Source organism: Micromonospora sp. DT227, assembly GCF_049841835.1.
Lineage (GTDB): Bacteria > Actinomycetota > Actinomycetes > Mycobacteriales > Micromonosporaceae > Micromonospora.
Genome location: NZ_JBNCLA010000002.1, coordinates 480,186 through 503,399, shown reverse-complemented (window position 1 = coordinate 503,399; position 23,214 = coordinate 480,186). Strand labels below are relative to the sequence as shown.

Sequence of the window (23,214 nt, the reverse complement as noted above, 5' to 3'; positions counted from 1 at the left end):
GCCACTGCCATGGTGTGTCCGTACCCGGGTCAGCGCGTGCCGGTGGCGGCGGCCCGCCGCCTCGACAGCGCGTCGATGGTCGCCGCGGCGAGCAGCACCACGCCGGTGACCACGAACTTGACGCCCGAGCTGTATCCCATCAGTCCCATACCGTTGTCGATCACCGCGACCACCGCGCCGCCGAGCACGGCGTCGAGGACCCGGCCCTTGCCGCCGAAGAGGCTGGTGCCGCCGATCACCGCCGCGCCGACGGCGTACAGCAGCACGTTACTGCCACCGGTGTTGGGGTCGACCGAGTTGGCCCGGCTGGCCGCCACGATGCCGCCGATGGCGGCCATCCCGGAGCAGATGACGAAGACCGAGATGCGGATCTTGTCCACGTTGATGCCGGCCCGGCGGGCCGCCTCGGCGTTGCCGCCGACCGCGTAGATGTGCCGGCCGTAGCTGGTGCGCTGGAGCACGAACGTCCAGACGACCAGCAGCAGCGCGATGATCGGCACCACGATCGGCACGCCCTTGAGCGAGACCACCAGCACGTTGCGGCTGCGCTCCAGGTTCAGCACGTAGACCGCGACGCCGAGCACCACGGCGAGCCCGCCGATCCGCGCGGCCACCACCGCGATCGGGTCGGTGAGCAGGCCCCGGGCGGACCGGTTGCGGTGCCGCAGGAGCTGCACGGCCGCGTACCCGGCGATGGCCAGCGCGGCCAGCGCCCAGCCCAGCACCGGGGAGATGTTGCGGTTGGCGATCGCCACCAGCACGTCGTCGCGGACCGCGATGTTCGCGCCCTCGTCCATCAGCGTCAGCACGACGCCCTGGAACGCCAGGAAGCCGGCGAGCGTCACCACGAAGGACGGGATGCCGACCTTCGCGACCAGCAGGCCGAGCACGACGCCGATCACCACGCCGGTGACGACGGCGGCCAGCACCGCCACGTACCAGGGGTAGCCGAGCACGGTGACGGTGTTGGCCAGGATCGCCGCGCAGACACCGCTGGCGAACCCGGCGGAGAGGTCGATCTCGCCGAGCAGCAGCACGAAGACCAGACCCATCGCGATCAGCGTGACCGCGGCGCCCTGGGTGAACAGGTTGGCGAGGTTGCCGGCCGTGAAGAACGACGGGCGGGCGATCGAGAAGCCCACCGCGAGCACGACCAGCATGACCACGGCGGGCAGCGCGCCGATGTCGCCGCCGCGTACCCGGCGCCAGTAGTTGTTCACGTGGCTGCCCACGGTCGGCGCCGGGGCGACGCCGGCCGGGCCTTCCTTCTTCACGACGGTGGCGGTCATCGGACGGCTCCTGGTGTGGTGTCGGCGGGCGCGGCGCCGGTGCCGTTGCTGCCCGGTTCGCCGGCGAGGCCGAGGCCGCCGGAGCGGCCGGCGGTGATCAGCTCGACCACCTGCGAGTGGGTGATGTCGGTGGTCTTCACCTGGGCGACCATCTGGCCGAGGTAGAGCGCCGCGATCCGGTCGGAGACGGCGAAGACGTCGTTCATGTTGTGCGAGATGAGCACCACGGCCAGGCCGTTGTCGGCCAGCCGGCGGACCAGCTCCAGCACCTGGGCGGTCTGCGCGACGCCGAGCGCGGCGGTCGGCTCGTCCAGGATGACCAGCCTGCTGTTCCAGAGCACCGCCTTGGCGATGGCCACCGTCTGCCGCTGGCCGCCGGAGAGGCTGGACACGTGCTGGCGCAGCGACTTCACGGTCCGGACGCTGAGGCCGGCGAGCGTCTCGGCGGCCATCTGCTCCATGGTCGGCTCGTCGAGCACGAGGCCGCTGCGCTTCTCCCGGCCGAGGAACATGTTCTGCACGATGTCGAGGTTGTCGCAGAGCGCCAGGTCCTGGTAGACGACCTCGATCCCGAGCGCGGCGGCGTCCCGGGGGCTGCTGATGCTCACCGGTCGGCCGTCGAAGAGGAACTCGCCGGCGTCGGTGGGGTAGATGCCGCTGATGCACTTGACCAGGGTCGACTTGCCGGCGCCGTTGTCGCCGACCAGCGCGGTCACCTCGCCGGGGTGCGCGGCGAAGGCGACGTCACGCAGCACCTGGACGGGACCGAAGCTCTTGTCGATCCCGCGTAGCTCCAGCAGGGGGGTTGCGGACACGGGGGTCTCCTTTGGGCGGAGGGAGGTCTCGGATCCCGTCCGGCGTGGACGCCGCCCGGCGCGGGAGTGGTCCCGTGCCGGGCGGCGCCGCCTGAGGCGGGGTGGGTCAGCTCACGCCGGCGTCGGTGCAGAGCTTGGCGAACGCACCGGTGCAGAGCTCGTCCTTGGTGATGTAGCCGTCGGCCACGACGTCCTTGACGTTGTCCTTGTAGATGGCCTTCGGCTCCAGCAGCACGGCCGGCACGTCCCGGTTGCCCTCCGGGTCCTTGACGGTCTGGCCGGTGTCCTTCGTCTCGCCCTTGGCGAGCGCGATGGCCAGCTCGGAGGCGGCGTCCGCCTCCTTCTTGACCGCCTTGTAGACGGTCATGCACTGGTCACCGGCGAGGATGTTCTGCAGACCCTCCTTGGTGGCGTCCTGACCGGTCACCGGGACCTTGCCGTTGAGCTTGTTCTTCTTCAGCACCGAGATGGCCGCGTTGCCGAGACCGTCGTTGGCGGCGAGCACGCCGTCGATCTTGCCGCTGGCCTTGGTCAGCTGCTGCTCGAAGATGGTGGCGGCCTGCGCGTTGTCCCACGCCGGCACCGAGTCGTCGGCGACCTTGGTGTACTCCTTCGAGTCGAACTTCGGCTTGAGCACCGAGTCGTACCCGTTCTTGAACAGGGTGGCGTTGTTGTCGGTCGGCGAGCCGTTGAGGTACGCGATCGACGGGTTCTTGGCGCCCTTGTCGGTCAGGCACTTGCTCAGGCCCTCGCCCTGGAGCTTGCCGACGGCCTCGTTGTCGAAGCTGACGTAGTACTGGGCGGAGCCGCCCAGGGTCAGCCGGTCGTAGTCGATCGTGGCGACGCCCTGCGACTTGGCCTTGTCGAGCACGGCCTTGCCGGTGCCGGAGTCCAGGTTGACGATCATCAGCACGTTGACGCCGTTGGTGATCATCTGGTCGGCGATGGTCTGGAACGCGGTCTTGTCGTTCTGCGCGTTCTGGATGTCGGACTCGACGCCGGCCGCGTCGAACGCCGCCTTGAGGAACTTGCGGTCCGCGCCCTCCCAGCGGGCGGAGGACTTGCTGTCCGGCAGGATCACGCCGATCTTCGGCTTCTTGTCGTTCGAACCGCCGGCCTTGTCGGAGGAATCGCCGCTGTCTCCACAGGCGGCCATGCTGCCGGTCGCGAGGAGACTGACGGCCGCGAAGGTGAGGAAGCCCTTGCGCATGTGCACGGGTCCTTTCGGGGGGGTGGGGGAGTTGTTGACGGTGTTTTGTTGTGTCCGGCAACGTATTCCGCGCTTCCCGCGCTCCGCAAGAGTGCCGAGGTCAGAAGTTTGTTGGCGGCGGTAACAATTCAGCAACGCGGTTGTCACCTGGCGGACACCGGCTGCGGAAACGCTCCCAGCGTCCGGTTCAGCCGGCCGCGATCGGGGCGGTCACGGCCCCGGTCAGCGCCACCAGATCGGCCGGCGCGAGCCGCACCTGGAGGCCGCGGCGACCGGCCGAGACGTACACCGTCGGGTGTGCCAGCGCGGACGCGTCGACCACGGTCGGCAGCGCCCGGCGCTGCCCCAGCGGGCTGATCCCGCCCCGCACGTAACCGGTCGCCCGCTCGGCCACCGCCCGGTCGGCCAGCGCGGCCCGCTTGCCGCCGACCGCCACGGCGAGGGCCTTCAGGTCCAGCTCCCCGGTCACCGGCACCACCGCCACGGTCAACCCGCCGTCGACGTCGGTGACCAGCGACTTGAACACCCGCTCCGGTGGCACCCCGAGGGCGTCGGCGACCAGCGCGCCGTAGTTCGGCGCGTCCGGCGACACGGCGTACGCATGGATGCTGTGCGCTATCTTCCGCCTGGTCAGCAGCACGATCGCCGGAGTGCCCTGTCCCGCCATGACCGTCAAGCTAGCCCGACCGCCGCCGCACGGCGAGCCGAAACGGGTCGGTCAGCCGGAGGCCGGGCGGCCGATCAGCACGGTGGGCGCGCCGGCCACCCGGGTCAGCACCAGGCTGGCCGCCTCGTCGCCGGCCAGGCGCAGGTCACGGCGCAGCTTCTCCGGCTCCAGCGCCGAGCCCCGCTTCAGGATCTCCACCCGGCCGACCCGGCGCTCCCGCAGCAGGGCGCGCAGCCGCTTCAGCGAGAACGGCAGCACGTCGGTGATCTCCAGGCAGCGGGCGAACGGGGTGGGGTGTGCCGTGTCCGCGTACAGGTAGGCGATCGACGGGTCGGCGAGCGTGGCGTCCAGGTCGGCGGCCAGCTCCGCGACCAGGTGCGCGCGTACCACCGCCGGGTCCGGGTCGTACAGGAACCGCCGCACCGCGCCCACGGTCGCCTCGTCCGCGCCGGTGCCGTCGAGGTGATAAGCGGGGGCCCCGCCTCTACCGGAGGCGTTAAGCGGGGGCCCCTCCTTCTCCCGGAGCACTGTGGCGCGGCGGGGGACGCCGGCTAGCGGGCCGCACCAGAGGGCGGCCTCCACCAGGTCACCGTCGACGCTCACCCACTCCGCCTCGGCGCCGGCCGGGATCAGCGCGTGGTCCAGGCCGGGCGCCACCTTGACCACGGTGCGCGGCACGCGTGCGGCCAGCCCGGTGACGAAGTCCCACGGCGGCGAGTAGGCGTTCGGGTCGAAGATGCGCCGCCCGGTGCCGGCCCGCCGCCGCGCCGGGTCGCAGAACGCCCCGTCGACCCGGGTCACGTCGAACGCGGTGGCGTCGCCGCACTCGACAGTGACCAGTCCGGCCAGCCCGGCGGCCTCGGCGTTCGCGGCGGCCATCGCGGCGGTGACCGGGTCGGCCTCCACCGCGTACACCCGGATGCCGGCGCGGGCCGCGGCGAGCGCGTCGGCGCCCAGCCCGCACCCGAGGTCGGCAAGCGTGGTCACGCCCGCGGCGCGCAGCCGGGCGGCCCGCCGCTCGGCGACCGCCCGGCGGGTGGCCTGCTCCAGCCCGGGGCGGGTGAGGAACATCCGGGCCGCCGCCGTGCCGAACTTGCCGATCGCCCGGCGGCGCAGCTCCGCCTGGGTCAGCGCCGCCGCGGCGAGCCCGCCCGGGATCCCGGCCGAGCGCAGCGCGGCGGCCGCCGCCAGCGGGTCGCCGCCGGCCACCCGCTCCGCCGCGGCGAGCGCGGCCGACCCCTCGGGGGTACGCAGCGCGGTGAGCTGGTCGAGATCCATCCGCTCATTCTCCCGACCCGCTCCGGAGGCGACACGACGGGCGACGCGCTGGCACTCTCCTTGACGGAGTGCTAGCCGAGGAATAACCTGCGATTAGCACTCTCACCCTGAGGGTGCCAACGCCCGGGCCTGGTGCCCGAGCGTTGAACGCCAGGCGGACCGGCACCCGCGACGACGGCCCCGCCCGGTGGCATGTGGCAGATTGACGCCGGTCGGCGTGTCGACCGGCAACGACACCAAGTACCCCAGGAGGGTATGCCCGTGACTACCGCGACCAAGGTTGCGATCAAGCCGCTCGAGGACCGCATCGTGGTGCAGGCGAACGAGGCCGAGACCACCACCGCCTCGGGCATCGTGATCCCCGACACCGCCAAGGAGAAGCCGCAGGAGGGCACCGTCCTCGCTGTCGGCCCGGGCCGGATCGACGACAAGGGCAACCGCGTGCCGGTCGACGTGAAGGTCGGCGACACCGTCCTCTACTCGAAGTACGGCGGCACCGAGGTCAAGTACGCCGGCGAGGAGTACCTGGTGCTCTCCGCCCGCGACGTCCTCGCGGTCATCGAGAAGTAAGCAACCGATCAGTGTCGTTGCCCCGGTCCGGCTCGCCGGGCCGGGGCAACGTCGCTTCGAAGGGATACTGATGGCAAAGATCCTGAGCTTCTCGGATGACGCCCGGCACCTGCTCGAGCACGGTGTCAACGCCCTCGCGAACGCGGTCAAGGTCACCCTCGGCCCACGCGGGCGCAACGTCGTCCTAGACAAGAAGTTCGGTGCGCCCACGATCACCAACGACGGCGTGACCATCGCCAAGGAGATCGAGCTCACCAACCCGTACGAGAACCTCGGTGCGCAGCTGGTCAAGGAGGTGGCGACCAAGACCAACGACGTCGCCGGCGACGGGACCACCACCGCCACCGTGCTGGCCCAGGCCATGGTCCGGGAGGGCCTGCGCAACGTGGCCGCCGGCACCAACCCGACCGGCCTGAAGCGGGGCATCGACGCGGCGGCCGCCAAGGTCTCCGAGGCGCTGCTCGGCAAGGCCGTCGAGGTCGCCAGCAAGGAGTCGATCGCGCACGTCGCGACCATCTCCGCGCAGGACGCCACGATCGGCGAGCTGATCGCCGAGGCGATGGAGCGGGTCGGCCGCGACGGTGTGATCACCGTCGAGGAGGGCTCCGCGCTCACCACCGAGCTGGAGGTGACCGAGGGTCTCCAGTTCGACAAGGGCTTCATCTCGCCGAACTTCGTCACCGACGTGGAGGGGCAGGAGGCGGTCCTGGAGGACCCGTACATCCTGATCACCACCCAGAAGATCTCGGCCATCGAGGAGCTGCTGCCGCTGCTGGAGAAGGTCCTCCAGAACAGCAAGCCGCTGCTCATCATCGCCGAGGACGTCGAGGGTCAGGCGCTGTCCACGCTGGTGGTCAACGCCATCCGCAAGACCGTCAAGGTCTGCGCGGTGAAGGCCCCCGGCTTCGGTGACCGGCGCAAGGCGATGCTGCAGGACATGGCGATCCTGACCGGCGCCGAGCTGGTCGCCCCCGAGCTGGGCTACAAGCTCGACCAGGTCGGCCTGGAGGTGCTCGGCACCGCCCGCCGCGTCGTGGTCGACAAGGAGAACACCACAGTCGTCGACGGCGGCGGCCAGTCCGCCGAGGTCGCCGACCGGGTCGCCCAGATCCGCAAGGAGATCGAGGCCTCGGACTCCGAGTGGGACCGGGAGAAGCTGGCCGAGCGGCTGGCGAAGCTCTCCGGCGGCATCGCGGTGATCAAGGTCGGCGCGGCCACCGAGGTCGAGATGAAGGAGCGCAAGCACCGCATCGAGGACGCCATCGCCGCGACCAAGGCCGCGGTCGAGGAGGGTACGGTCCCGGGCGGCGGCGCCGCGCTGGCCCAGATCCTGCCGGTGCTCGACGACGACCTGGGCTTCACCGGCGAGGAGAAGGTCGGCGTCTCGATCGTGCGCAAGGCGCTCGTCGAGCCGCTGCGCTGGATCGCCCAGAACGCCGGCCACGACGGTTACGTGGTGGTGCAGAAGGTCATCGGCCAGGAGTGGGGCCACGGCCTCGACGCCGCCACCGGCGAGTACGTCGACCTGGCCAAGTCCGGCATCCTCGACCCGGTGAAGGTGACCCGGAACGCGGTCACCAACGCCGCGTCGATCGCCGGCCTGCTGCTCACGACCGAGGGTCTGGTCGTGGAGAAGCCGGCCGAGGCGGAGCCCGCCGCCGGTGGGCACGGCCACGGCCATGGCCACGGCCACCAGCACGGCCCGGGCTTCTGACCCGAGGAGTACGCCCGACGTCAGGGCACACCGCCGAGCCGGCGGTGTGCCCTGACGCCTGTTCGGGCCGCTGACGGCGCGGCCGTATCGCTTACGGAACGCTGACGGAATTGGCGGCCGGCCCGGCCGGTCGACCAGACTGGGCCGGGTGAGCACGATCTCCCGCCGCCACGCGGCAGTGTCCGGTGTCGTCGCCGCCGTGGTGGCGCTCGGCGTCGCCGAGCCGGTGGCCGTCCTGACCGGTCCCCGGTCCGCCCCGCTGATCGCCGTCGGCGGCCTCGTGGTCGACCTGGTGCCCGAGCCGCTCAAGCAGTTCGCCATCGACGTCTTCGGCACGTACGACAAGATCGCCCTGCTGGTCGGGACGGCGCTGCTGCTGGCCGGTTTCGCGGCGCTGCTCGGCCTGGCGGCGGCCCGGCGGCTGGTGTTCGGCCTGGCCGGCATCGCCGCGTTCGCCGTGCTCGGTGTCGTCGCCGCGCTGACCCGGGCCGGCGCGGACGCGTTCGACGCGCTGCCCGCCCTGGTCGGCGGCGCGCTCGGCGGGCTCACGCTCTGGGCCTTCGTGGCCGGCCCGCTGCGACCGGACCGCGGCCCGGCGGCCACCATGCCGCAGTCTCCGGTGGCCGCCGCGCTCGCGCGTGAGGAGGGCAACCCGGGCGGTTGGGAGCCGCTGGAGCGCGGGGACCTGGGGTCGCGGCGCCGGTTCCTGCGCGGCGCCGGCCTGCTGACCGGTGCGGCGGCGGTGGCCGGGCTCGGTGGGCACTGGCTCGCCGGGCGGCGGGGCGTCTCGGCCGCCCGGCAGGCGGTGACACTGCCCGCGCCAGTGGCGCCCGCCCCGCCGGTGCCGGCCGGCGCGGACCTGTCGCTGCCCCGGCTCGCCCCCTACGTCACGCCGAACCGGGAGTTCTACCGGATCGACACGGCGCTGGTGGTGCCGCAGGTGGACCCGGTCACCTGGAAGCTGCGCATCCACGGCCGGGTCCGCAACCCGATCGAGTTGAGCTTCGACGACCTGCTGGCCCGGCCGATGGTGGAGCGCTACGTGACGCTGGCCTGCGTCTCCAACGAGGTGGGCGGCGACCTGATCGGCAACGCCCGCTGGCTCGGCGTGCCGCTCAAGGAGCTGCTGGACGAGGCGGACCCGGAGGAGGGCGCGGACCAGGTGGTCGGGCGCGCGGTCGACGGCTGGACCTGCGGTACCCCCACGTCGGTGTTGCGCGACGGCCGGGACGCCCTGCTCGCGGTCGGGATGAACGGCGAGCCGCTGCCGATCGAGCACGGCTTCCCGGTCCGCATGGTGGTGCCCGGCCTCTACGGGTACGTCTCGGCGTGCAAGTGGCTGACCGAGCTGGAGCTGACCAGCTTCGCCGACTTCGACGCGTACTGGGTGCCGCGCGGCTGGTCCGCCCAGGGCCCGGTCAAGACGCAGTCCCGGATCGACACGCCCCGCGCCCGTAGCCGTCCGGCCGCCGGCCCGGTGACGGTCGCCGGGGTGGCGTGGGCGCAGCACCGGGGCGTCCGCCGCGTCGAGGTACGCGTCGACGACGGTCCCTGGCGGGAGGCGACGCTGGCCCCGGCCGTGTCGTCGGACACCTGGGTCCAGTGGTCGTGGCGCTGGGACGCCACCCCGGGCGAGCACCGCCTCCAGGTGCGCGCCACCGACGCGGCCGGCGAGACGCAGCCGGAGCAGCGCAGCCCGGTGGCCCCGGACGGCGCGACCGGCTGGCACACCGTCCCGGTGACCGTCGCCTGACCCGCCGGCTGCTGGTCACCTGGTTCCACGGCATGGCGGACCGGCATGGCGGACCGGCATGGTGGACCGGCGGGGTGGACCGGCGGGGTGGCCGGAACAACCCGGGGTGAAGGCCGTCGTCATGGCTGCCTACCAACTTGATGGCGCGAACGGTTCAGCGGTCGACGGCTGGCGGTCGACCGGTGTCCTGCCCCCCGACCGGCCAGCCCTTACCGTCCGCCGCACCGCGCGGGCGACGAGGGCCCGGCGAGCGCGTCGAACCAGTGCGGCGGCGGCCGTTCCCGCGTGAGTCGTCGACGCGCTCAAGTTTGCAGGCGTCAGACAGCGCTGTCGGCCGTCGCGGCACGATCGGCGGCTACCGACCGTTCCGCGAGGCGACCGGTTTGCGAGGCGACCGTTCCGCGAGGCGACCGGTTCGCGAGGCGAGCGGTTTGCGAGGCGATCGGTTCGTGAGGCGACCGGTTCGCGAGGCGAGCGGTTCCGCGAGACGGGCAGTGCCGAGAAGCGGTGCCGGTAGGGCACGCGTCGGCGCGGACGAAACGCCGCCGCGCCCCGGAGGTGCGGGGCGCGGCGGCGGGAAGTGCGAGGGGTCAGGCGACCTTGCGCTGGTCCGGAACGGCGGTCTTGTGCGAACGGCCGAGGCGGGCCTCGAGGCGGGCGATGTCGACCCGGGCCTGCCGGCGGTCGGCCAGGTCCTCCCAGCCGAGGGCGAGCAGCCGCAGCCGCTCGGACTCGCTGAAGCCGCCCCAGACGCCGTACGGCTCGCGGACGGCGAGGGCGTGCGCGGCGCACTCGGCGCGCACCGGGCAGGCGCGGCAGACCGTCTTCGCGCCGGTCTCGCGGCGCTGGCGGGACGAGCCGCGCTCGCCGTCGGGGTGGAAGAACTGGGCGCTGTCGCGGCCCCGGCACGCGCCGAGCCGCTGCCAGTCCCAGAGGTCGACGATGGGTCCAGGCAGCCTACGTACGTTCGACATCAGCACCCCTCCTCCCGCGCGGCACCGCGGAGAATGTTGTGGCCAGCTACCGGGCGGCGGTCCGCGCGGGATGCCGGTTCCGGATGGACCAGTCGGTACCCGAGCCGTCCCCGGCTCACACATCTGTGATCGAAAACCTCGGACAGTCGGTGCTATATGCCCCATCTGTCGGAAAAGTTCGGATGATTGCTCGGAACCCCCTCCCGACCCCACCCGCGCGTGGTCTGCTCTGAGTCGGAGAGGAGACCACAGTGCGTAGCGTTCTGATCTGCGTTCGGACCCCATTGGCGGCCCAGCATCTGACCTCCGCGGCGGCGCGGCTCGGGCTGGCCGGCGCGGTCCGGACGGCTGTCTCCGATCCCGAGGTGATGTTGCGGCTCGCCGAGCGTCCGGTCGACGTCGTGTTGGCCGACACCGCCCTGACCCGGCCGGACAGCGCCGGGTTCGTGCGGCGAGTGCTCGCCCGCGCCCCCCAGGCCGCGGTGCTGCTGCTCGGCGCCGAGGAGTCGGAGTCGGCGGCGGCCACCATCAGTGCCGGGGCGCGGGGTCTGATCCAGAACGCCGACCACGACCTGACCAGCGCGGTGGCGAAGGCGCTGCTGCTGCTCTCCGCCCCGGGACGGGCGAACCGGCACCGGGTGGCCGACACCGCCCGGGACGCGGCGGCGGTCGGCGGGCCGACCCGCACGGCGGCGCCGGGGCGTACCCCGGGTGGGCCGGGCTGGCCGGCGACGGACCCCGCGGGCCTGCCCACGATGGTGCCGGTCCAGCGTGGCGAGGACGCCAACGACCCGGCGGAGGGGGCGGAGACGCCCCCGCCCGGCCCCGGCCAGCGACCGGCGCGGACCCCGCGCAGCGCGGTCGGGCTCACCGAGCGCGAGCTTCAGGTGCTGCTCGGCATGGCGGAGGGCAAGAGCAACGCGGAGATCGGGCGGGAGTTGTTCGTCTCCGAGGACACCGTCAAGACGCACGCCCGGCGGCTGTTCCGCAAGCTCGGCGCCCGGGACCGGGCGCACGCCGTGGCCGCCGGTTTCCGGGCCGGCCTGGTCGCCTGAGCCCGGCCGGGTTCACTCCGACGCGGCGTCGTCCGTGCCCTCGGTGAGCGTGTCGTGCACGCCGTCCGCGTAGCCGCGGGCGTAGTCCCAGCTCACGTAGTGGTCGGGGTCGGGGTCGTAGGCCGGCTCGTGCACCCGGGGCCGCCCCGAGTTCAGCAGGTGGCGCAGGTTGCCCCGGAGCAGGTCCCAGTCGAAGTAGTGCGGCTCGCGGCAGTCCTCGCACTCGATCACCAGGCCGCGCACCCCGATCGGCTGGAGCAGGGCCTGGTAGATCTCCAGATCGGCCAGATCCTCCAGCACGTCCTGGCGCTCGACCTCGGTCAGCGGGTCGAGCGCGTCCTCCTCGCCGGAGTCGTGCAGGCCGGCAGCCGGATCGGCCGGGTCGCCGTTGAACGGGTCGATGGGCTCGTCGTGCACCCCCTCACCGTAGACCCCGCGCCGCCGGAAAGCCCGCCCCCCGCCCCGCTGTGGCCCGGCCTACGCCGGGCCCGCCGCTGCCCGGGGCGAACCGGGCCAGTGGGTACGATGAGGCGACGCGCCGTCACACCGGTGCGCGCCGGCGTCCGCGCGCGCCGCCTCGCTGCAGCCCGTTCGACCAGCTCAGGGGAGCAATCGTGGAGAATTCGCCCAGCACCGAGAACCCGGCCGGCCCCGACGGCGGCGAGCTGGGCGGCCATCTGCCCGAGTTGCCGGCCGGTTCCGCCCGGGTGGTGCCGCTCGGGTTGACCTTCGACGACGTGCTCCTCCAGCCGGGCGAGTCGGACGTCGTGCCCAGCCGGGTGAACACCCGGACCCGGCTCACCCGCAACATCGAGCTGACCGTGCCGCTGCTCTCCAGCGCGATGGACACCGTCACCGAGGGCCGGATGGCGATCGCCATGGCCCGGCAGGGCGGCATCGGCGTGCTGCACCGCAACCTCTCCGTCGAGGACCAGGCGCTCCAGGTCGACCTGGTCAAGCGCTCCGAGTCCGGCATGATCACCAACCCGGTGACCGCCAGCCCGGACGACACGCTCCGCGACGTCGACGCGCTCTGCGGCCGCTACCGCATCTCCGGCGTGCCGGTGGTCGACGGGCAGGGCCAGCTCGTCGGCATCGTGACCAACCGCGACATGCGCTTCGTCTCCGACCCGGCCACGCCGGTCCGCGACATCATGACCCGCACCCCGCTGATCACCGCGCCGGTCGGCGTGAGCAAGGACGACGCGCTCGACCTGCTGCGCCGCCACAAGGTGGAGAAGTTGCCGATCGTGGACGGCTCCGGCGCGCTGCGTGGCCTGATCACGGTCAAGGACTTCACCAAGAGCGAGCAGTACCCGAACGCCACCAAGGACGAGGCGGGCCGGCTCCGGGTCGCCGCCGCGGTCGGCGTGGGCGAGGACGGCTACAAGCGGGCCCGCGCGCTCGTCGACGCCGGCGTCGACGTGGTCATCGTGGACACCGCGCACGGTCACCAGCGGGCCGTGCTGGAGATGGTCGCCCGGCTCAAGCGGGACGTGACCATCGACATCGTGGGCGGCAACATCGCCACGTACGCGGGCGCGAAGGCGCTCGTCGAGGCCGGCGCCGACGGCGTCAAGGTGGGCGTGGGGCCCGGCGCCATCTGCACCACCCGGATCGTGGCCGGGGTGGGCGTGCCGCAGGTCACCGCGATCATGGAGGCGGCCCGGGCCGCCCGGCCGGCCGGCGTGCCGGTGATCGGCGACGGCGGCATCCAGTATTCCGGCGACATCGCCAAGGCGCTGGTGGCCGGCGCCGACACGGTGATGCTCGGCAGCCTGCTGGCCGGCTGCGAGGAGAGCCCCGGTGAGCTGATCTTCATCAACGGCAAGCAGTACAAGGCGTACCGGGGAATGGGCTCGCTCGGCGCGATGCAGTCGCGCGGTCAGGGCAAGTCGTACTCCAAGGACCGCTACTTCCAGCAGGACGTGATGGCCGAGGACAAGCTGGTCCCCGAGGGCGTCGAGGGCCAGGTGCCCTACCGTGGCCCGCTCGCCCAGGTCGCCCACCAGCTCACCGGTGGCCTGCGCGCCGCCATGGGCTACGTGGGCGCCGAGAGCATCCCGGAGCTGCACCGGCGTGGCCAGCTCATCCGGATCACCGCGGCGGGGCTGAAGGAGAGCCACCCGCACGACATCCAGATGACCGTCGAGGCACCCAACTACCACTCCCGCTGACCTCTCCCTCCACCCCCGAACACACCTGGAGTCCCCATGCGTGACGTGGTCGAGATCGGGCTGGGCAAGACCGCGCAGCGCGGTTACCACCTGGACGACATCGCCATCGTGCCGAGCCGCCGCACCCGGGACGTCGACGACGTCTCCACCGCGTGGCAGCTCGACGCCTACCCGTTCGGCATCCCCTGCGTCGCGCACCCCTCGGACGCGACCATGAGCCCGGCCTCCGCGGTGCGCCTCGGCGAGCTGGGCGGCCTCGGTGTGCTCAACGTCGAGGGCCTCTGGACCCGCTACGAGAACCCGGCCAAGATCCTGGAGGAGCTGGCCGGCCTCGGCGAGGACGCCCGGGCCACCAAGCGGCTCCAGGAGGTCTACGCCGAGCCGATCCGCCCCGACCTGATCGCCGAGCGGGTCCGCGAGCTGCGGGAAGGCGGCGGCACGGTGGCCGTCCGGGTCTCGCCGCAGCACACCCTCGCGCTGGCCCCGGTGATCCTGGACGCCGGCGTGGACATCCTGGTCATCCAGGGCACCCTGGTCTCCGCCGAGCACGTCTCCACCACCGACGAGCCGCTGAACCTCAAGGAGTTCATCGCCGACCTCGACCTGCCGGTCATCGTCGGTGGCTGCACCGACTACAAGACCGCGCTGCACCTGATGCGTACCGGCGCGGCCGGCGTGATCGTGGGCATCGGCGGCGACGACTGGTCGACCACCGAGTCGGTGCTCGGCATCCGGGTGCCGATGGCCACCGCGATCGCCGACGCCGCCGCGGCCCGCCGCGACTACCTGGACGAGACCGGTGGCCGGTACGTCCACCTGATCGCCGACGGCGACATGCAGACCTCCGGCGACATCGCCAAGGCGCTCGGCTGCGGCGCGGACGCGGTGATGCTCGGCGAGCCGCTCTCGCTCTGCGAGGAGGCCCCGGCCGGCGGCGCCTGGTGGCACTCGGCGGCCAGCCACCCGTCGCTGCCCCGGGGCGCGTTCGAGGTGGCCGGCGAGCCGATCGGCTCGATGGAGCGGCTGCTGTTCGGCCCGGCCGACGAGCCGCACGGGCAGCTCAACCTCTTCGGCGGCCTGCGCCGCGCGATGGCGAAGTGCGGCTACCGCGACCTCAAGGAGTTCCAGAAGGTCGGCCTGGTCCTGGACCGCTGAGCAGGCATTCGAAAGGGATCGGGACGATGACGCGGCGCCGCGGACGACGAGGTTTCGGGCTGCTGGCCTGCGGGACGCTGCTGCTGGCCGGCTGCGGACCGGCCGAACCGGACCGGGGCGCCGCGACGACCGCGCCCGGTCCCACGGCCGCCCGGAGCTTCGCGCCCGGCGCGGCCGGCGTCGGCGACAGCTACTACCCGAGCTACGGCAACGGCGGCTACGACGTCGCGAACTACACCATCAAGGTGCGCTACGACCCGGAGACGGACAAGCTCACCGGGACCACCACGGTGCGGGCCACCGCGACCGCCGACCTGTCCGCGTTCAACCTGGACCTGGCCGGGCTGACCGTCCGCTCGGTCACCGTGGACGGCGCCGCCGCCCGGCACGCCCGCACCGACGACGAACTGGTCGTCACGCCGGCCACCGGGCTCACCACCGGCAACGGCTTCGTCACCGAGATCCGGTACGACGGCAAGCCGACGCCGCTGCGTACCGAGACGCTCGGCGAGGGCGGTTGGTTGCACACCGCCGACGGGGCGATCGCGCTCGGCCAGCCGGAGTCGGCGAGCACCTGGTTCCCGGTCAACGACCACCCGTCGGACAAGGCCACCTACGACGTCGAGATCACCGTGCCGAAGGGGCTGACGGCGGTCGGCAACGGCGTGCCGAAGGGGAGGTCGACGGCCGGCGACTGGACCACCTGGCGCTGGTCGGAGGCTTCGCCGATGGCCAGTTACCTGACCACCGTGGCGATCGGGAAGTTCCGGGTCACCACCGCCGAGCACAAGGGCCGGCCGGTCTTCAGCGCGGTCACCACGCAGTTGCCCGAGGGCGCGCCGGACCGCTCGATCGCCCGGACCGTCGAGGTCGCCGACTACCTGGAGAGCCTGTTCGGGCCGTACCCGTTCGACGCGTACGGGGGTGTGGTGGTCGCCGACTCCCGGATCCGGTACGCGCTGGAGACGCAGAGCCGGCCGGTCTACTCGGCCGGCTTCTTCCGGCAGGGCGACAACACCGAGGTGGTGGCGCACGAACTGGCCCACCAGTGGTACGGCGACAGCGTCTCCATCCAGCGCTGGCAGGACATCTGGCTCAACGAGGGCCTGGCCACGTACGCCGAGTGGCTCTGGGCCGAGCACAGCGGGTCCTCGACCGTGCAGCGCACGTTCGAGCAGAAGTACGCGGGCGCCTCCGCCCAGGTGTGGCGCACGCCGCCGGGCCGGCCGGGGGTGGAGAACCTGTTCGGCAGCTCGGTCTACGACCGCGGTGCGATGACCGTGCACGCGCTGCGGATCGCGGTGGGCGACACGAAGTTCTTCGGCATCCTGCGGGCCTGGGCGGCCGAGCGGAAGAACGGCAACGCCACCACCGCGGACTTCGTGGCGCTGGCGGAGCGGGTGGCCGGGAAGCAGCTCGACAAGGTCTTCGACGCGTGGCTGTTCGGCACCGAGCGCCCGCCGCTGCCGAAATCCCGGTGAGGCGCGTCAGGTCCTGACGCGCAGCGACGGGTGGGCGGCCAGGAACGCGTCGGCCCGGCCACCGCGCAACGCGGTGAGGAAGTCGCGGCCCAGCGGCTGGAGCTGCTCGCCGCGGTACGCGCTGCCGCTGCCCACCCCGGTGCCGGGGAGCCCGACCAGCGTGATCCGGTCCGTCGGCATCCCGCCCAGCGCGTACGCGAAGTCGACAAGCTTCCGGCCGCCGCCGACGTACACCAGGGTTTTGCCGAGCGCGGCGACGACCTGCTCGACCCGCTGCGGGTCGCGGGCGGCGCCCTGGTCGAGGAGCTTGCCGGCGAGCGCGCGGAGCAGTTGCTGCTGGTGCCGCTGCCGGGTGTAGTCGCCGCCGGCGGTGTAGCGCTGCCGCGCGTAGTCGAGCGCCTGCCAGCCGACCAGGTGCCGCTGGCCCTTCTGGTAGACCATCTGCGGCCCGGTGTACCCGCCGCCGCCCAGCGGGCGCATCTTCCCGTCCGGCCGGCGGTGCCGGGAGGCGACCTTCTGGTCGACGTAGAGGTCCACGCCACCGAGCGTGTCCACCAGCTTGTCGAAGCCGCCGAACGTGATCACCGCGCCGGCGTCGATGCGCAGCCCGGTGTAGCGGGCGACCGTGGCCCGCAGCAGGTCGTACCCCTGGGCGGTGCTGGGGTGGGCCTTGTCGCCGGGCACCCGGCTGCCGTAGCTCATCGCGTGGGTGAGCTTGGTCTTCCCGCCCGGGTAGCGGGCCTTCGGGTAGGCGGGGATGTCGACCACCAGGTCGCGGGGGAGTGAGAACAGGTACGCCCGGTCCAGCCCGGCGGGCACGTGCAGCACCAGCACGGCGTCGGCGTGCGGCTCCCAGCCGGGGATGCTGACCCGGGTGTCCACGCCGACGAGCATCAGGTTGAGCGGGCCGGTCAGGTCGGCGCCGGGCGGCGGGGTGGGGCTGGCGGTGGTCGGCGCCGGCGTGGGCGCGCCGGGCGGCGAGGTGGCCGGCGCGGCGGCCGGGGTCGGCGTGCGGTGCCCGGTCAGTCGGGTGGCCGCCACCGCCCCACCGGCGACCAGCAGTGCCGCCACCAGGGCGGCCAGGCCCAGTACGCGTCGTCTCGTCACGGTTGTTTCCTCTCCCCGTCGGATTCGACGCGTCCGGGGGTACCAGAGGTTGCACCGGCGGTCGAGCGCTCTGCATGATCTGCGAAAAACGCGTGCTGGCGCCATAGCTACCCGTCGGTAATGATGCCTTCATGCGCTACGACGTGGTCGTCATCGGTTCGGGTTTCGGCGGCAGCGTCACCGCGCTGCGGCTGGCCGAGAAGGGCTACTCGGTGGGCGTCCTGGAGGCCGGCCGCCGCTTCGCCGACGAGGAGTTCCCGCGTACGTCCTGGCACGCGCGACGGTTCCTGTGGGCGCCGCGACTCGGCTGCTTCGGGCTGCAACGGATCACGCTGCTCCGTTCCGCCGACCGGAAGTCCGGCGGCGGCGTGCTGGTGCTCTCCGGCGCCGGGGTGGGCGGCGGCTCACTGGTCTACGCGAACACGCTCTACGAGCCGCTGGACGCGTTCTACGCCGACCCGCAGTGGCGGGACATCACCGACTGGCGCGACGAGTTGGCCCGCCACTACGACCAGGCGAAGCGGATGCTCGGCGTGACCACGTACCCGATCGACACCGGCGCGGACCGGGCCATGCGGGCGGTGGCCGAGCGGATGGGCGTGGCGCACACGTTCCACCCGACGCCGGTCGGCGTGCACATCGGCCGCCCGGGCCAGCGGGTGCCCGACCCGTACTTCGGTGGGGTGGGGCCGGAGCGCACCGGGTGCAGCCACTGCGGGTCGTGCATGACCGGCTGCCGGCACGGCGCGAAGAACACGCTTGTCAAGAACTACCTCTGGCTGGCCGAGCGGCTCGGCGTGCAGGTCCACCCGCTGACCACGGTGACCGCGGTACGCCCCGATCCGGCCGGCGGCTACACGGTGCACACCGCGCGTACCGGGGCCTGGCTGCGCAAGCGCCGCGCGGTGATCCACGCCGACCAGGTGGTCTTCGCGGCCGGCGCGCTCGGCACCCAGCGGCTGCTGCACGAGATGAAGGCGACCGGCGCGCTGCCGGCGCTCTCGCCCCGGCTGGGCGAGCTGACCCGGACCAACTCGGAGGCGATCCTCGGCGCCTCGGTGGGTTCGGGCGCGGCCCGGCGGCGCGGTCTGGACTTCTCGGCGGGGGTGGCGATCACCAGCTCGTTCCACCCCGATCCGCAGACCCACATCGAGCCGGTCCGCTACGGCAAGGGCTCCAACGCGATGGGCCTGCTCCAGTCGCTGCTGGTCGACGGCGGGCCGCACCGGGTCCGGCGGTGGCTGGGCAGCATCGTCCGGCAGCCGGGGCTGGCGGCCCGGATGCTGTCCGTCCGCGGCTGGTCCGAGCGCACCGTGATCGCGCTGGTCATGCAGTCGGTCGACAACTCGCTGACCACCCGCTTGCGGGGCCGCCGGCTGGTCAGCGGGCCGGGTCACGGCGCGGCCAACCCGACCTGGATCCCGGCCGGCAACGAGGCGGTCCGGCTGCTCGCCGAGGAGATCGACGGCACCCCGGGCGGCGCGGTGACCGAGCCGTTCAACATCCCGATGACCGCCCACATCCTCGGCGGCGCGGTGATCGGCGCCACCCCGGCCGACGGCGTCGTGGACCCCTGGCACCGGGTGTACGGCCATCCGGGGCTGCACGTGGTGGACGGCGCGGCGGTCTCGGCGAACCTGGGCGTCAACCCGTCGCTGACGATCACCGCGCAGGCGGAGCGGGCGATGTCGTTCTGGCCCAACAAGGGCGACCCGGACCCCCGCCCGGCGCCGGGCTCCCCGTACACCCGCATACCCCCCGTCCCCCCGCGCACCCCCGCCGTCCCCCCGCACGCCCCCGCCGCGTTGCGGTGAAAGGAGGGGCCCCTTCTTAACGCCTCCGGTAGAGGCGGGGCCCCTTGTTAACACCCGGCGAGCGACGCACCGCCGGGGCGCGTCCGGCGGCCCGGTGACTGTCGGTAGGCTTTGCGCACATGAGCACGCCTCGCCCCGTCCTCGTGGTGGACTTCGGAGCCCAGTACGCCCAGCTCATCGCGCGCCGCGTCCGCGAGGCGAAGGTCTACTCGGAGATCGTCCCGCATTCCATGCCGGTGTCCGAGATGCTGGCGAAGAACCCGGCCGCGATCATCCTGTCCGGCGGCCCGTCCAGCGTCTACGCCCCGGGCGCCCCGCAGATCGACGCCGGGATGTTCGACACCGACGTGCCGGTCTTCGGCATCTGCTACGGCTTCCAGGCGATGGCCCAGGCGCTCGGCGGCACGGTCTCGCGCACCGGCAACCGGGAGTACGGCGGCACCCCGCTGCGCCCGCGCCTGACCGAGCCCGGTGTGCTGCTCCGCGACCTGCCGGCCGACCTGCCGGTGTGGATGAGCCACGGCGACTGCGTGACCGAGGCGCCGGCCGGCTTCACGGTGACCGCCGAGTCGGCGGGCGCCCCGGTGGCCGCGTTCGAGGACCTGGCCGGTCGCCGGGCCGGCGTGCAGTTCCACCCCGAGGTGGGGCACACCGCGCACGGGCAGGAGATGCTGACCCGCTTCCTGTACGACATCGCCGGCGTGGCCCCGACCTGGACGCCGGAGAACATCATCGACGAGCAGGTCGCCCGGATCCGCGAGCAGGTCGGTGACAAGGAGGTCATCTGCGGCCTGTCCGGCGGCGTCGACTCGGCGGTCGCGGCGGCGCTCGTGCACCGGGCCGTGGGCGACCAGCTCACCTGCGTCTTCGTCGACCACGGGCTGCTGCGGGCCGGCGAGGCCGAGCAGGTGGAGAAGGACTACGTGGCGGCGACCGGGATCAGGCTCAAGGTGGTCGACGCGCGGGAGCGGTTCCTCGGCGCGCTCGCCGGGGTGACCGATCCGGAACAGAAGCGCAAGATCATCGGCCGCGAGTTCATCCGGGTCTTCGAGGCCGCCGCCCGGGAGATCGCCGCCCACGGCGACGTGGAGTTCCTCGTGCAGGGCACGCTCTACCCGGACGTGGTGGAGTCCGGCGGCGGCACCGGCACCGCCAACATCAAGAGTCACCACAACGTCGGCGGCCTGCCCGAGGACCTGAAGTTCTCCCTGGTCGAGCCGCTGCGCACGCTGTTCAAGGACGAGGTCCGCACGATCGGCCTGGAGCTGGGGCTGCCCGAGGCGATGGTCTGGCGGCACCCGTTCCCCGGCCCGGGCCTGGCCATCCGGATCATCGGCGCGGTCGACGAGGAGCGCCTCGCCGTGCTCCGCAAGGCCGACCTGATCGCCCGGCAGGAGCTGACCGCCGCCGGCCTGGACCGGGGCGTCTGGCAGTTCCCGGTGGTGCTGCTGGCCGACGTGCGCAGCGTCGGCGTGCAGGGCGACGGACGCACCTACGGGCATCCGGTGGTGCTGCGCCCGGTCTCCAGCGAGGACGCGATGACCGCCGACTGGTCCCGGCTGCCCTACGAGGTGGTGGCCCGGATCTCCACCCGGATCACCAACGAGGTCGCCGAGGTCAACCGCGTGGTGCTGGACGTGACAAGCAAGCCGCCGGGCACCATCGAGTGGGAGTGACGCCGGGTCAGGCGGCGGGCGGCGGCCCGGCCTGCGGCCCCGGCCCGGCCGGCGGAACCGGCGGCCAGCCGGGCGCGGTGCCCGCCGGGTGCGGCCAGGCGGGCGCGCCGGCCGGCTCCTCCGGCATCAGGAACCACATGATCGGGTACGCGAGCGCGGCCAGCCCGCCGGTGAGCACGGTGGTGACCGCGAAGGCCACCCGGACCAGCGTGGGGTCGACGGCGAAGTAGCGACCGAGGCCGCTGGCCACGCCGGCGATCATGCGGTCGCTGACCGGCCGGCGGAGCTGCTTGTACGGGGGCTGGAAGGGGTTCGTGGACGTCATGTGTCCACGGTTGCGCGGCGGACGGCGGGCGACCTCGGTGACCGCCCGGACACTTACCCTGACCCGTCCCTGAGGCGCCAGCAGAGAGTCAGGAATCTGACTCTTTTCGATGGAGGTAACGGCCGCCGGGGAGAATTTGCTCCCGTGACCACCTCGCTGGAGCCGCTGCGCAGGATCGCGGCATACGCAGTTTGTGCTGATTCGAACGGCCGAGTGTTGCTGGTCCGCGCATCGGAGCGCTCCGGCACCCCCGGCACCTGGTCGCTCCCCGGAGGGGCGGTCGACCACGGTGAGGACCCCAAGCACACAGTTGTCCGGGAGACCGCGGCCGAGACCGGGCTCTCCGTCGCCGTCGCCGGCCTCCAGGACGTGCTGGCCGACATGCGGGCGTTGCCCGAGCGGCACATCACGATCCACACCGACCGCCTCCTCTACACCGTGTCGGTGCGGGGCGGGACGCTCACCGAGCGGGTCGACCGCCCCACCGACCTGGCCCGCTGGTTCACCCTCGACGAGGCCCGCGGGCTGCCGCTGCGGTCGTTCACCGCGCGTGCCCTGGGGCTGCCCACCTCCTCGCACGACGTGGTGCCGGAGGAGGTCCCCGAGTTCCCCTCGTTCTACGCCGTCCCCGGCCCGGACGGGCTGCACCGGGCGCAGCGCTTCGCCGCGTACGCGGTGGTGACCGACCCGGAGGAGCGGGTGCTGCTGACCCGTGTCTCCGACGGCTATCCGGGCGCCGGCTGCTGGCACCTGCCCGGCGGCGGCACCGACTACGGCGAGCAGCCCGCCGCGGCGCTGATCCGGGAGCTGGTCGAGGAGACCGGGCAGACCGGCCGCCTGGTCGAGCTGCTGGGAGTGGCCAGCCACCGGGACGCCGCCTCGCTCGGCCCGGAGGGCTACCCGATCGACTGGCACGGCGTCCGCGCCTTCTACCGGGTGGTCGTGGACCAGCCCGCCCCGCCCACCGTGGCGGACGTCGGCGGCTCCACGTGCGAGGCCCGCTGGTTCCGGCGCGAGGAGCTCGGCGCTCTCCCCACCGACCGCCTCACCGAGGTGACGGCCGAGGCCGTCCAGGCCGCCCACCTCATCTGACCCCACCCACCCACCCACCCCACCCCCACCGCCCTCGCGTCGGTGATCATGAGGTTGGCGGGACGAAATGTCCGTCCCGGGACCGCTAACCTCATGATCGACGCTGGAATGGGCCGGGGAGGGGTGCGGGGTGGAGCGGTGGCGGCGGGTGGGGGCGTACGGGGTTCTTCGGGACGGGGCGGGGCGGGTGCTGTTGGCGCGGGGGGGGCGGCGGGGGGCCCGTACCCGGGGGTGTGGCAGTTGCCCGGCGGTGCGGTCGAGCACGCCGAGCACCCGGCCGACGCCGTGGTGCGCGGGTTCGCCGCGGAGACCGGGCTGACCGTGGCGGTCGGCGCGGTCCGCGCCGCGGTCGCCGACGTGGCCGTCTCCCGCGCCGACGCGGTGGCGGTGCACACCGACCGGTTGGTCTTCGAGGTCGAGGCCCGGGGCGGGCGGCCGCGGCCCGAGCCGGCCGGCGGCAGCGACGAGCTGGGCTGGTTCACCCCGGAAGAGGCCGCGGACCGGCTGCTGATGCCGTTCACCGCCGAACTGCTCGGCCTGCCCGTGTCGCCGCTGCCGGCCGACCTGCCCCGGGTGCTGCCGGCCGCGCCGGCCACCGACCGCCGGCAGCGTTTCGCCGCGTACGGGCTGGTCACCGACCCGGACGACCGGGTGCTGCTCACCATGATCGCCCCCGGCTATCCGGGCGCCGGCAGGTGGCACCTGCCCGGCGGCGGCACCGACCACGGCGAGCAGCCGGCCGCCGGGCTGCTCCGCGAGCTGGTCGAGGAGGCCGGTCAACTGGGCCGCGTGATCGAGTTGCTGGCGGTGGACAACCTGCACACGCCCGCCGCGCTCGGTCCGGAGGGCCGCCCGCTGGACTGGCACGGCATCCGGGTGATCTACCGGGTCCGGGTGGACGCGCCGACCGAGGCGGTGGTGACCGAGCTGGCCGGCGGTTCCACCGCCCGGGCCGCCTGGTTCACCCGACCGCAGGTGGCCGGTCTGTCGATGACCGAGGTGGCGGTCCGGGCCACCCGGCGCGGGGTGAGCTGAACCGCTCACCGAGCCGTCCTGGGCCAC

Annotated in this window: 19 protein-coding genes and 1 pseudogene; 11 read left to right on the top strand and 9 right to left on the bottom strand. The window is 73.1% G+C overall.

Going from position 1 to position 23,214, the window contains the following annotated elements:
* Positions 1 to 29: 29 nt before the first annotated feature.
* From ACLQ2W_RS11275 to ACLQ2W_RS11255, 5 genes are all read right to left on the bottom strand, one after another.
* Entirely contained in the window at positions 30 to 1,289 is a 1,260-nt protein-coding gene (locus ACLQ2W_RS11275; RefSeq protein WP_281938019.1) for a sugar ABC transporter permease, read from the bottom strand.
* Positions 1,286 to 2,104: an ATP-binding cassette domain-containing protein gene (locus tag ACLQ2W_RS11270; RefSeq protein WP_405091187.1), complete on the bottom strand. Its 819-nt coding sequence runs from the start codon at positions 2,102 to 2,104 to the stop codon at positions 1,286 to 1,288. The genes ACLQ2W_RS11275 and ACLQ2W_RS11270 overlap by 4 nt, the downstream gene beginning before the upstream one ends.
* A gap of 106 nt (positions 2,105 to 2,210) precedes the next feature.
* On the bottom strand, positions 2,211 to 3,314 hold the full coding sequence (locus ACLQ2W_RS11265) for a sugar ABC transporter substrate-binding protein (RefSeq protein WP_405091186.1): 1,104 nt from the start codon (positions 3,312 to 3,314) through the stop codon (positions 2,211 to 2,213).
* A gap of 187 nt (positions 3,315 to 3,501) precedes the next feature.
* On the bottom strand, positions 3,502 to 3,981 hold the full coding sequence (ybaK, locus tag ACLQ2W_RS11260) for a Cys-tRNA(Pro) deacylase (protein WP_425786331.1): 480 nt from the start codon (positions 3,979 to 3,981) through the stop codon (positions 3,502 to 3,504).
* 51 nt (positions 3,982 to 4,032) lie between these two features.
* Positions 4,033 to 5,259: a THUMP-like domain-containing protein gene (locus ACLQ2W_RS11255; RefSeq protein WP_425786330.1), complete on the bottom strand. Its 1,227-nt coding sequence runs from the start codon at positions 5,257 to 5,259 to the stop codon at positions 4,033 to 4,035.
* 255 nt (positions 5,260 to 5,514) lie between these two features.
* Between ACLQ2W_RS11255 and groES the strand changes: the two genes are divergently transcribed.
* From groES to ACLQ2W_RS11240, 3 genes are all read left to right on the top strand, one after another.
* Positions 5,515 to 5,829, top strand: coding sequence for a co-chaperone GroES (groES, locus tag ACLQ2W_RS11250; protein ID WP_088998427.1), 315 nt, complete (start codon positions 5,515 to 5,517; stop codon positions 5,827 to 5,829).
* A 70-nt stretch (positions 5,830 to 5,899) separates the two neighbouring features.
* Positions 5,900 to 7,543, top strand: a complete 1,644-nt coding sequence (groL, locus tag ACLQ2W_RS11245) for a chaperonin GroEL (RefSeq protein ID WP_405091183.1) — start codon at positions 5,900 to 5,902, stop codon at positions 7,541 to 7,543.
* A 148-nt stretch (positions 7,544 to 7,691) separates the two neighbouring features.
* Positions 7,692 to 9,296: a molybdopterin-dependent oxidoreductase gene (locus tag ACLQ2W_RS11240; protein WP_425786329.1), complete on the top strand. Its 1,605-nt coding sequence runs from the start codon at positions 7,692 to 7,694 to the stop codon at positions 9,294 to 9,296.
* A 590-nt stretch (positions 9,297 to 9,886) separates the two neighbouring features.
* Here the strand turns inward: ACLQ2W_RS11240 and ACLQ2W_RS11235 are convergent.
* Positions 9,887 to 10,270 (bottom strand): WhiB family transcriptional regulator, encoded by a 384-nt coding sequence (locus ACLQ2W_RS11235; RefSeq protein ID WP_425786328.1) that lies wholly within the window; start codon positions 10,268 to 10,270, stop codon positions 9,887 to 9,889.
* A 251-nt stretch (positions 10,271 to 10,521) separates the two neighbouring features.
* Here ACLQ2W_RS11235 and ACLQ2W_RS11230 point away from each other — a divergent pair, with 251 nt between their 5' ends.
* Positions 10,522 to 11,325 carry a LuxR C-terminal-related transcriptional regulator gene (locus tag ACLQ2W_RS11230; protein ID WP_425786327.1) on the top strand — a complete coding sequence of 268 codons (804 nt, stop codon included), beginning with the start codon at positions 10,522 to 10,524 and terminating at the stop codon, positions 11,323 to 11,325.
* 12 nt (positions 11,326 to 11,337) lie between these two features.
* Here the strand turns inward: ACLQ2W_RS11230 and ACLQ2W_RS11225 are convergent, their stop codons facing one another.
* Positions 11,338 to 11,742 carry a DUF5319 domain-containing protein gene (locus ACLQ2W_RS11225; RefSeq protein WP_281938005.1) on the bottom strand — a complete coding sequence of 135 codons (405 nt, stop codon included), beginning with the start codon at positions 11,740 to 11,742 and terminating at the stop codon, positions 11,338 to 11,340.
* Positions 11,743 to 11,939: 197 nt separating this feature from the next.
* On the opposite strand from ACLQ2W_RS11225, the gene guaB reads away from it, so the two are divergent.
* From guaB to ACLQ2W_RS11210, 3 genes are read left to right on the top strand one after another with little or no spacing between them, the layout of a single operon-like run.
* Positions 11,940 to 13,502: an IMP dehydrogenase gene (guaB, locus tag ACLQ2W_RS11220; protein ID WP_405091180.1), complete on the top strand. Its 1,563-nt coding sequence runs from the start codon at positions 11,940 to 11,942 to the stop codon at positions 13,500 to 13,502.
* A 36-nt stretch (positions 13,503 to 13,538) separates the two neighbouring features.
* Positions 13,539 to 14,657: a GuaB3 family IMP dehydrogenase-related protein gene (locus ACLQ2W_RS11215; protein WP_425786326.1), complete on the top strand. Its 1,119-nt coding sequence runs from the start codon at positions 13,539 to 13,541 to the stop codon at positions 14,655 to 14,657.
* A 26-nt stretch (positions 14,658 to 14,683) separates the two neighbouring features.
* Complete coding sequence (locus tag ACLQ2W_RS11210) at positions 14,684 to 16,138, top strand: M1 family metallopeptidase (RefSeq protein ID WP_425786325.1); 1,455 nt, start codon at positions 14,684 to 14,686, stop codon at positions 16,136 to 16,138.
* A 6-nt stretch (positions 16,139 to 16,144) separates the two neighbouring features.
* Here ACLQ2W_RS11210 and ACLQ2W_RS11205 read toward each other — a convergent pair whose 3' ends face one another.
* A complete protein-coding gene (locus ACLQ2W_RS11205) occupies positions 16,145 to 17,245 on the bottom strand; it encodes an LCP family protein (RefSeq protein WP_425786324.1) in 1,101 nt (366 codons plus the stop codon).
* Positions 17,246 to 17,376: 131 nt separating this feature from the next.
* On the opposite strand from ACLQ2W_RS11205, the gene ACLQ2W_RS11200 reads away from it, so the two are divergent.
* Both ACLQ2W_RS11200 and guaA read left to right on the top strand, forming a co-directional pair.
* A complete protein-coding gene (locus ACLQ2W_RS11200) occupies positions 17,377 to 19,059 on the top strand; it encodes an FAD-dependent oxidoreductase (protein WP_425786323.1) in 1,683 nt (560 codons plus the stop codon).
* Between the two features lie 119 nt (positions 19,060 to 19,178).
* Positions 19,179 to 20,735 carry a glutamine-hydrolyzing GMP synthase gene (gene guaA, locus ACLQ2W_RS11195; protein WP_107158871.1) on the top strand — a complete coding sequence of 519 codons (1,557 nt, stop codon included), beginning with the start codon at positions 19,179 to 19,181 and terminating at the stop codon, positions 20,733 to 20,735.
* A gap of 7 nt (positions 20,736 to 20,742) precedes the next feature.
* On the opposite strand, the gene ACLQ2W_RS11190 is transcribed toward guaA, so the two are convergent.
* Positions 20,743 to 21,060 carry a PspC domain-containing protein gene (locus tag ACLQ2W_RS11190; RefSeq protein ID WP_107158873.1) on the bottom strand — a complete coding sequence of 106 codons (318 nt, stop codon included), beginning with the start codon at positions 21,058 to 21,060 and terminating at the stop codon, positions 20,743 to 20,745.
* A gap of 144 nt (positions 21,061 to 21,204) precedes the next feature.
* Between ACLQ2W_RS11190 and ACLQ2W_RS11185 the strand changes: the two genes are divergently transcribed.
* Positions 21,205 to 22,152: an NUDIX hydrolase gene (locus tag ACLQ2W_RS11185; protein WP_281937990.1), complete on the top strand. Its 948-nt coding sequence runs from the start codon at positions 21,205 to 21,207 to the stop codon at positions 22,150 to 22,152.
* A gap of 130 nt (positions 22,153 to 22,282) precedes the next feature.
* A pseudogene (locus ACLQ2W_RS11180) lies at positions 22,283 to 23,187 on the top strand (NUDIX hydrolase).
* Positions 23,188 to 23,214 lie beyond the last annotated feature (27 nt).

What these genes read in the sequence shown, in the direction of transcription:
- ACLQ2W_RS11275 (WP_281938019.1), bottom strand. Translation starts at nt 1,289, where the DNA reads ATGACCGCCACCGTCGTGAAGAAGGAAGGCCCGGCCGGCGTCGCCCCG.
- ACLQ2W_RS11200 (WP_425786323.1), top strand. Translation starts at nt 17,377, where the DNA reads ATGCGCTACGACGTGGTCGTCATCGGTTCGGGTTTCGGCGGCAGCGTC.
- groES (WP_088998427.1), top strand. Translation starts at nt 5,515, where the DNA reads ATGCCCGTGACTACCGCGACCAAGGTTGCGATCAAGCCGCTCGAGGAC.
- ACLQ2W_RS11215 (WP_425786326.1), top strand. Translation starts at nt 13,539, where the DNA reads ATGCGTGACGTGGTCGAGATCGGGCTGGGCAAGACCGCGCAGCGCGGT.
- ACLQ2W_RS11255 (WP_425786330.1), bottom strand. Translation starts at nt 5,259, where the DNA reads ATGGATCTCGACCAGCTCACCGCGCTGCGTACCCCCGAGGGGTCGGCC.
- guaA (WP_107158871.1), top strand. Translation starts at nt 19,179, where the DNA reads ATGAGCACGCCTCGCCCCGTCCTCGTGGTGGACTTCGGAGCCCAGTAC.
- groL (WP_405091183.1), top strand. Translation starts at nt 5,900, where the DNA reads ATGGCAAAGATCCTGAGCTTCTCGGATGACGCCCGGCACCTGCTCGAG.
- ACLQ2W_RS11190 (WP_107158873.1), bottom strand. Translation starts at nt 21,060, where the DNA reads ATGACGTCCACGAACCCCTTCCAGCCCCCGTACAAGCAGCTCCGCCGG.
- ybaK (WP_425786331.1), bottom strand. Translation starts at nt 3,981, where the DNA reads ATGGCGGGACAGGGCACTCCGGCGATCGTGCTGCTGACCAGGCGGAAG.
- ACLQ2W_RS11265 (WP_405091186.1), bottom strand. Translation starts at nt 3,314, where the DNA reads ATGCGCAAGGGCTTCCTCACCTTCGCGGCCGTCAGTCTCCTCGCGACC.
- ACLQ2W_RS11235 (WP_425786328.1), bottom strand. Translation starts at nt 10,270, where the DNA reads ATGTCGAACGTACGTAGGCTGCCTGGACCCATCGTCGACCTCTGGGAC.
- ACLQ2W_RS11210 (WP_425786325.1), top strand. Translation starts at nt 14,684, where the DNA reads ATGACGCGGCGCCGCGGACGACGAGGTTTCGGGCTGCTGGCCTGCGGG.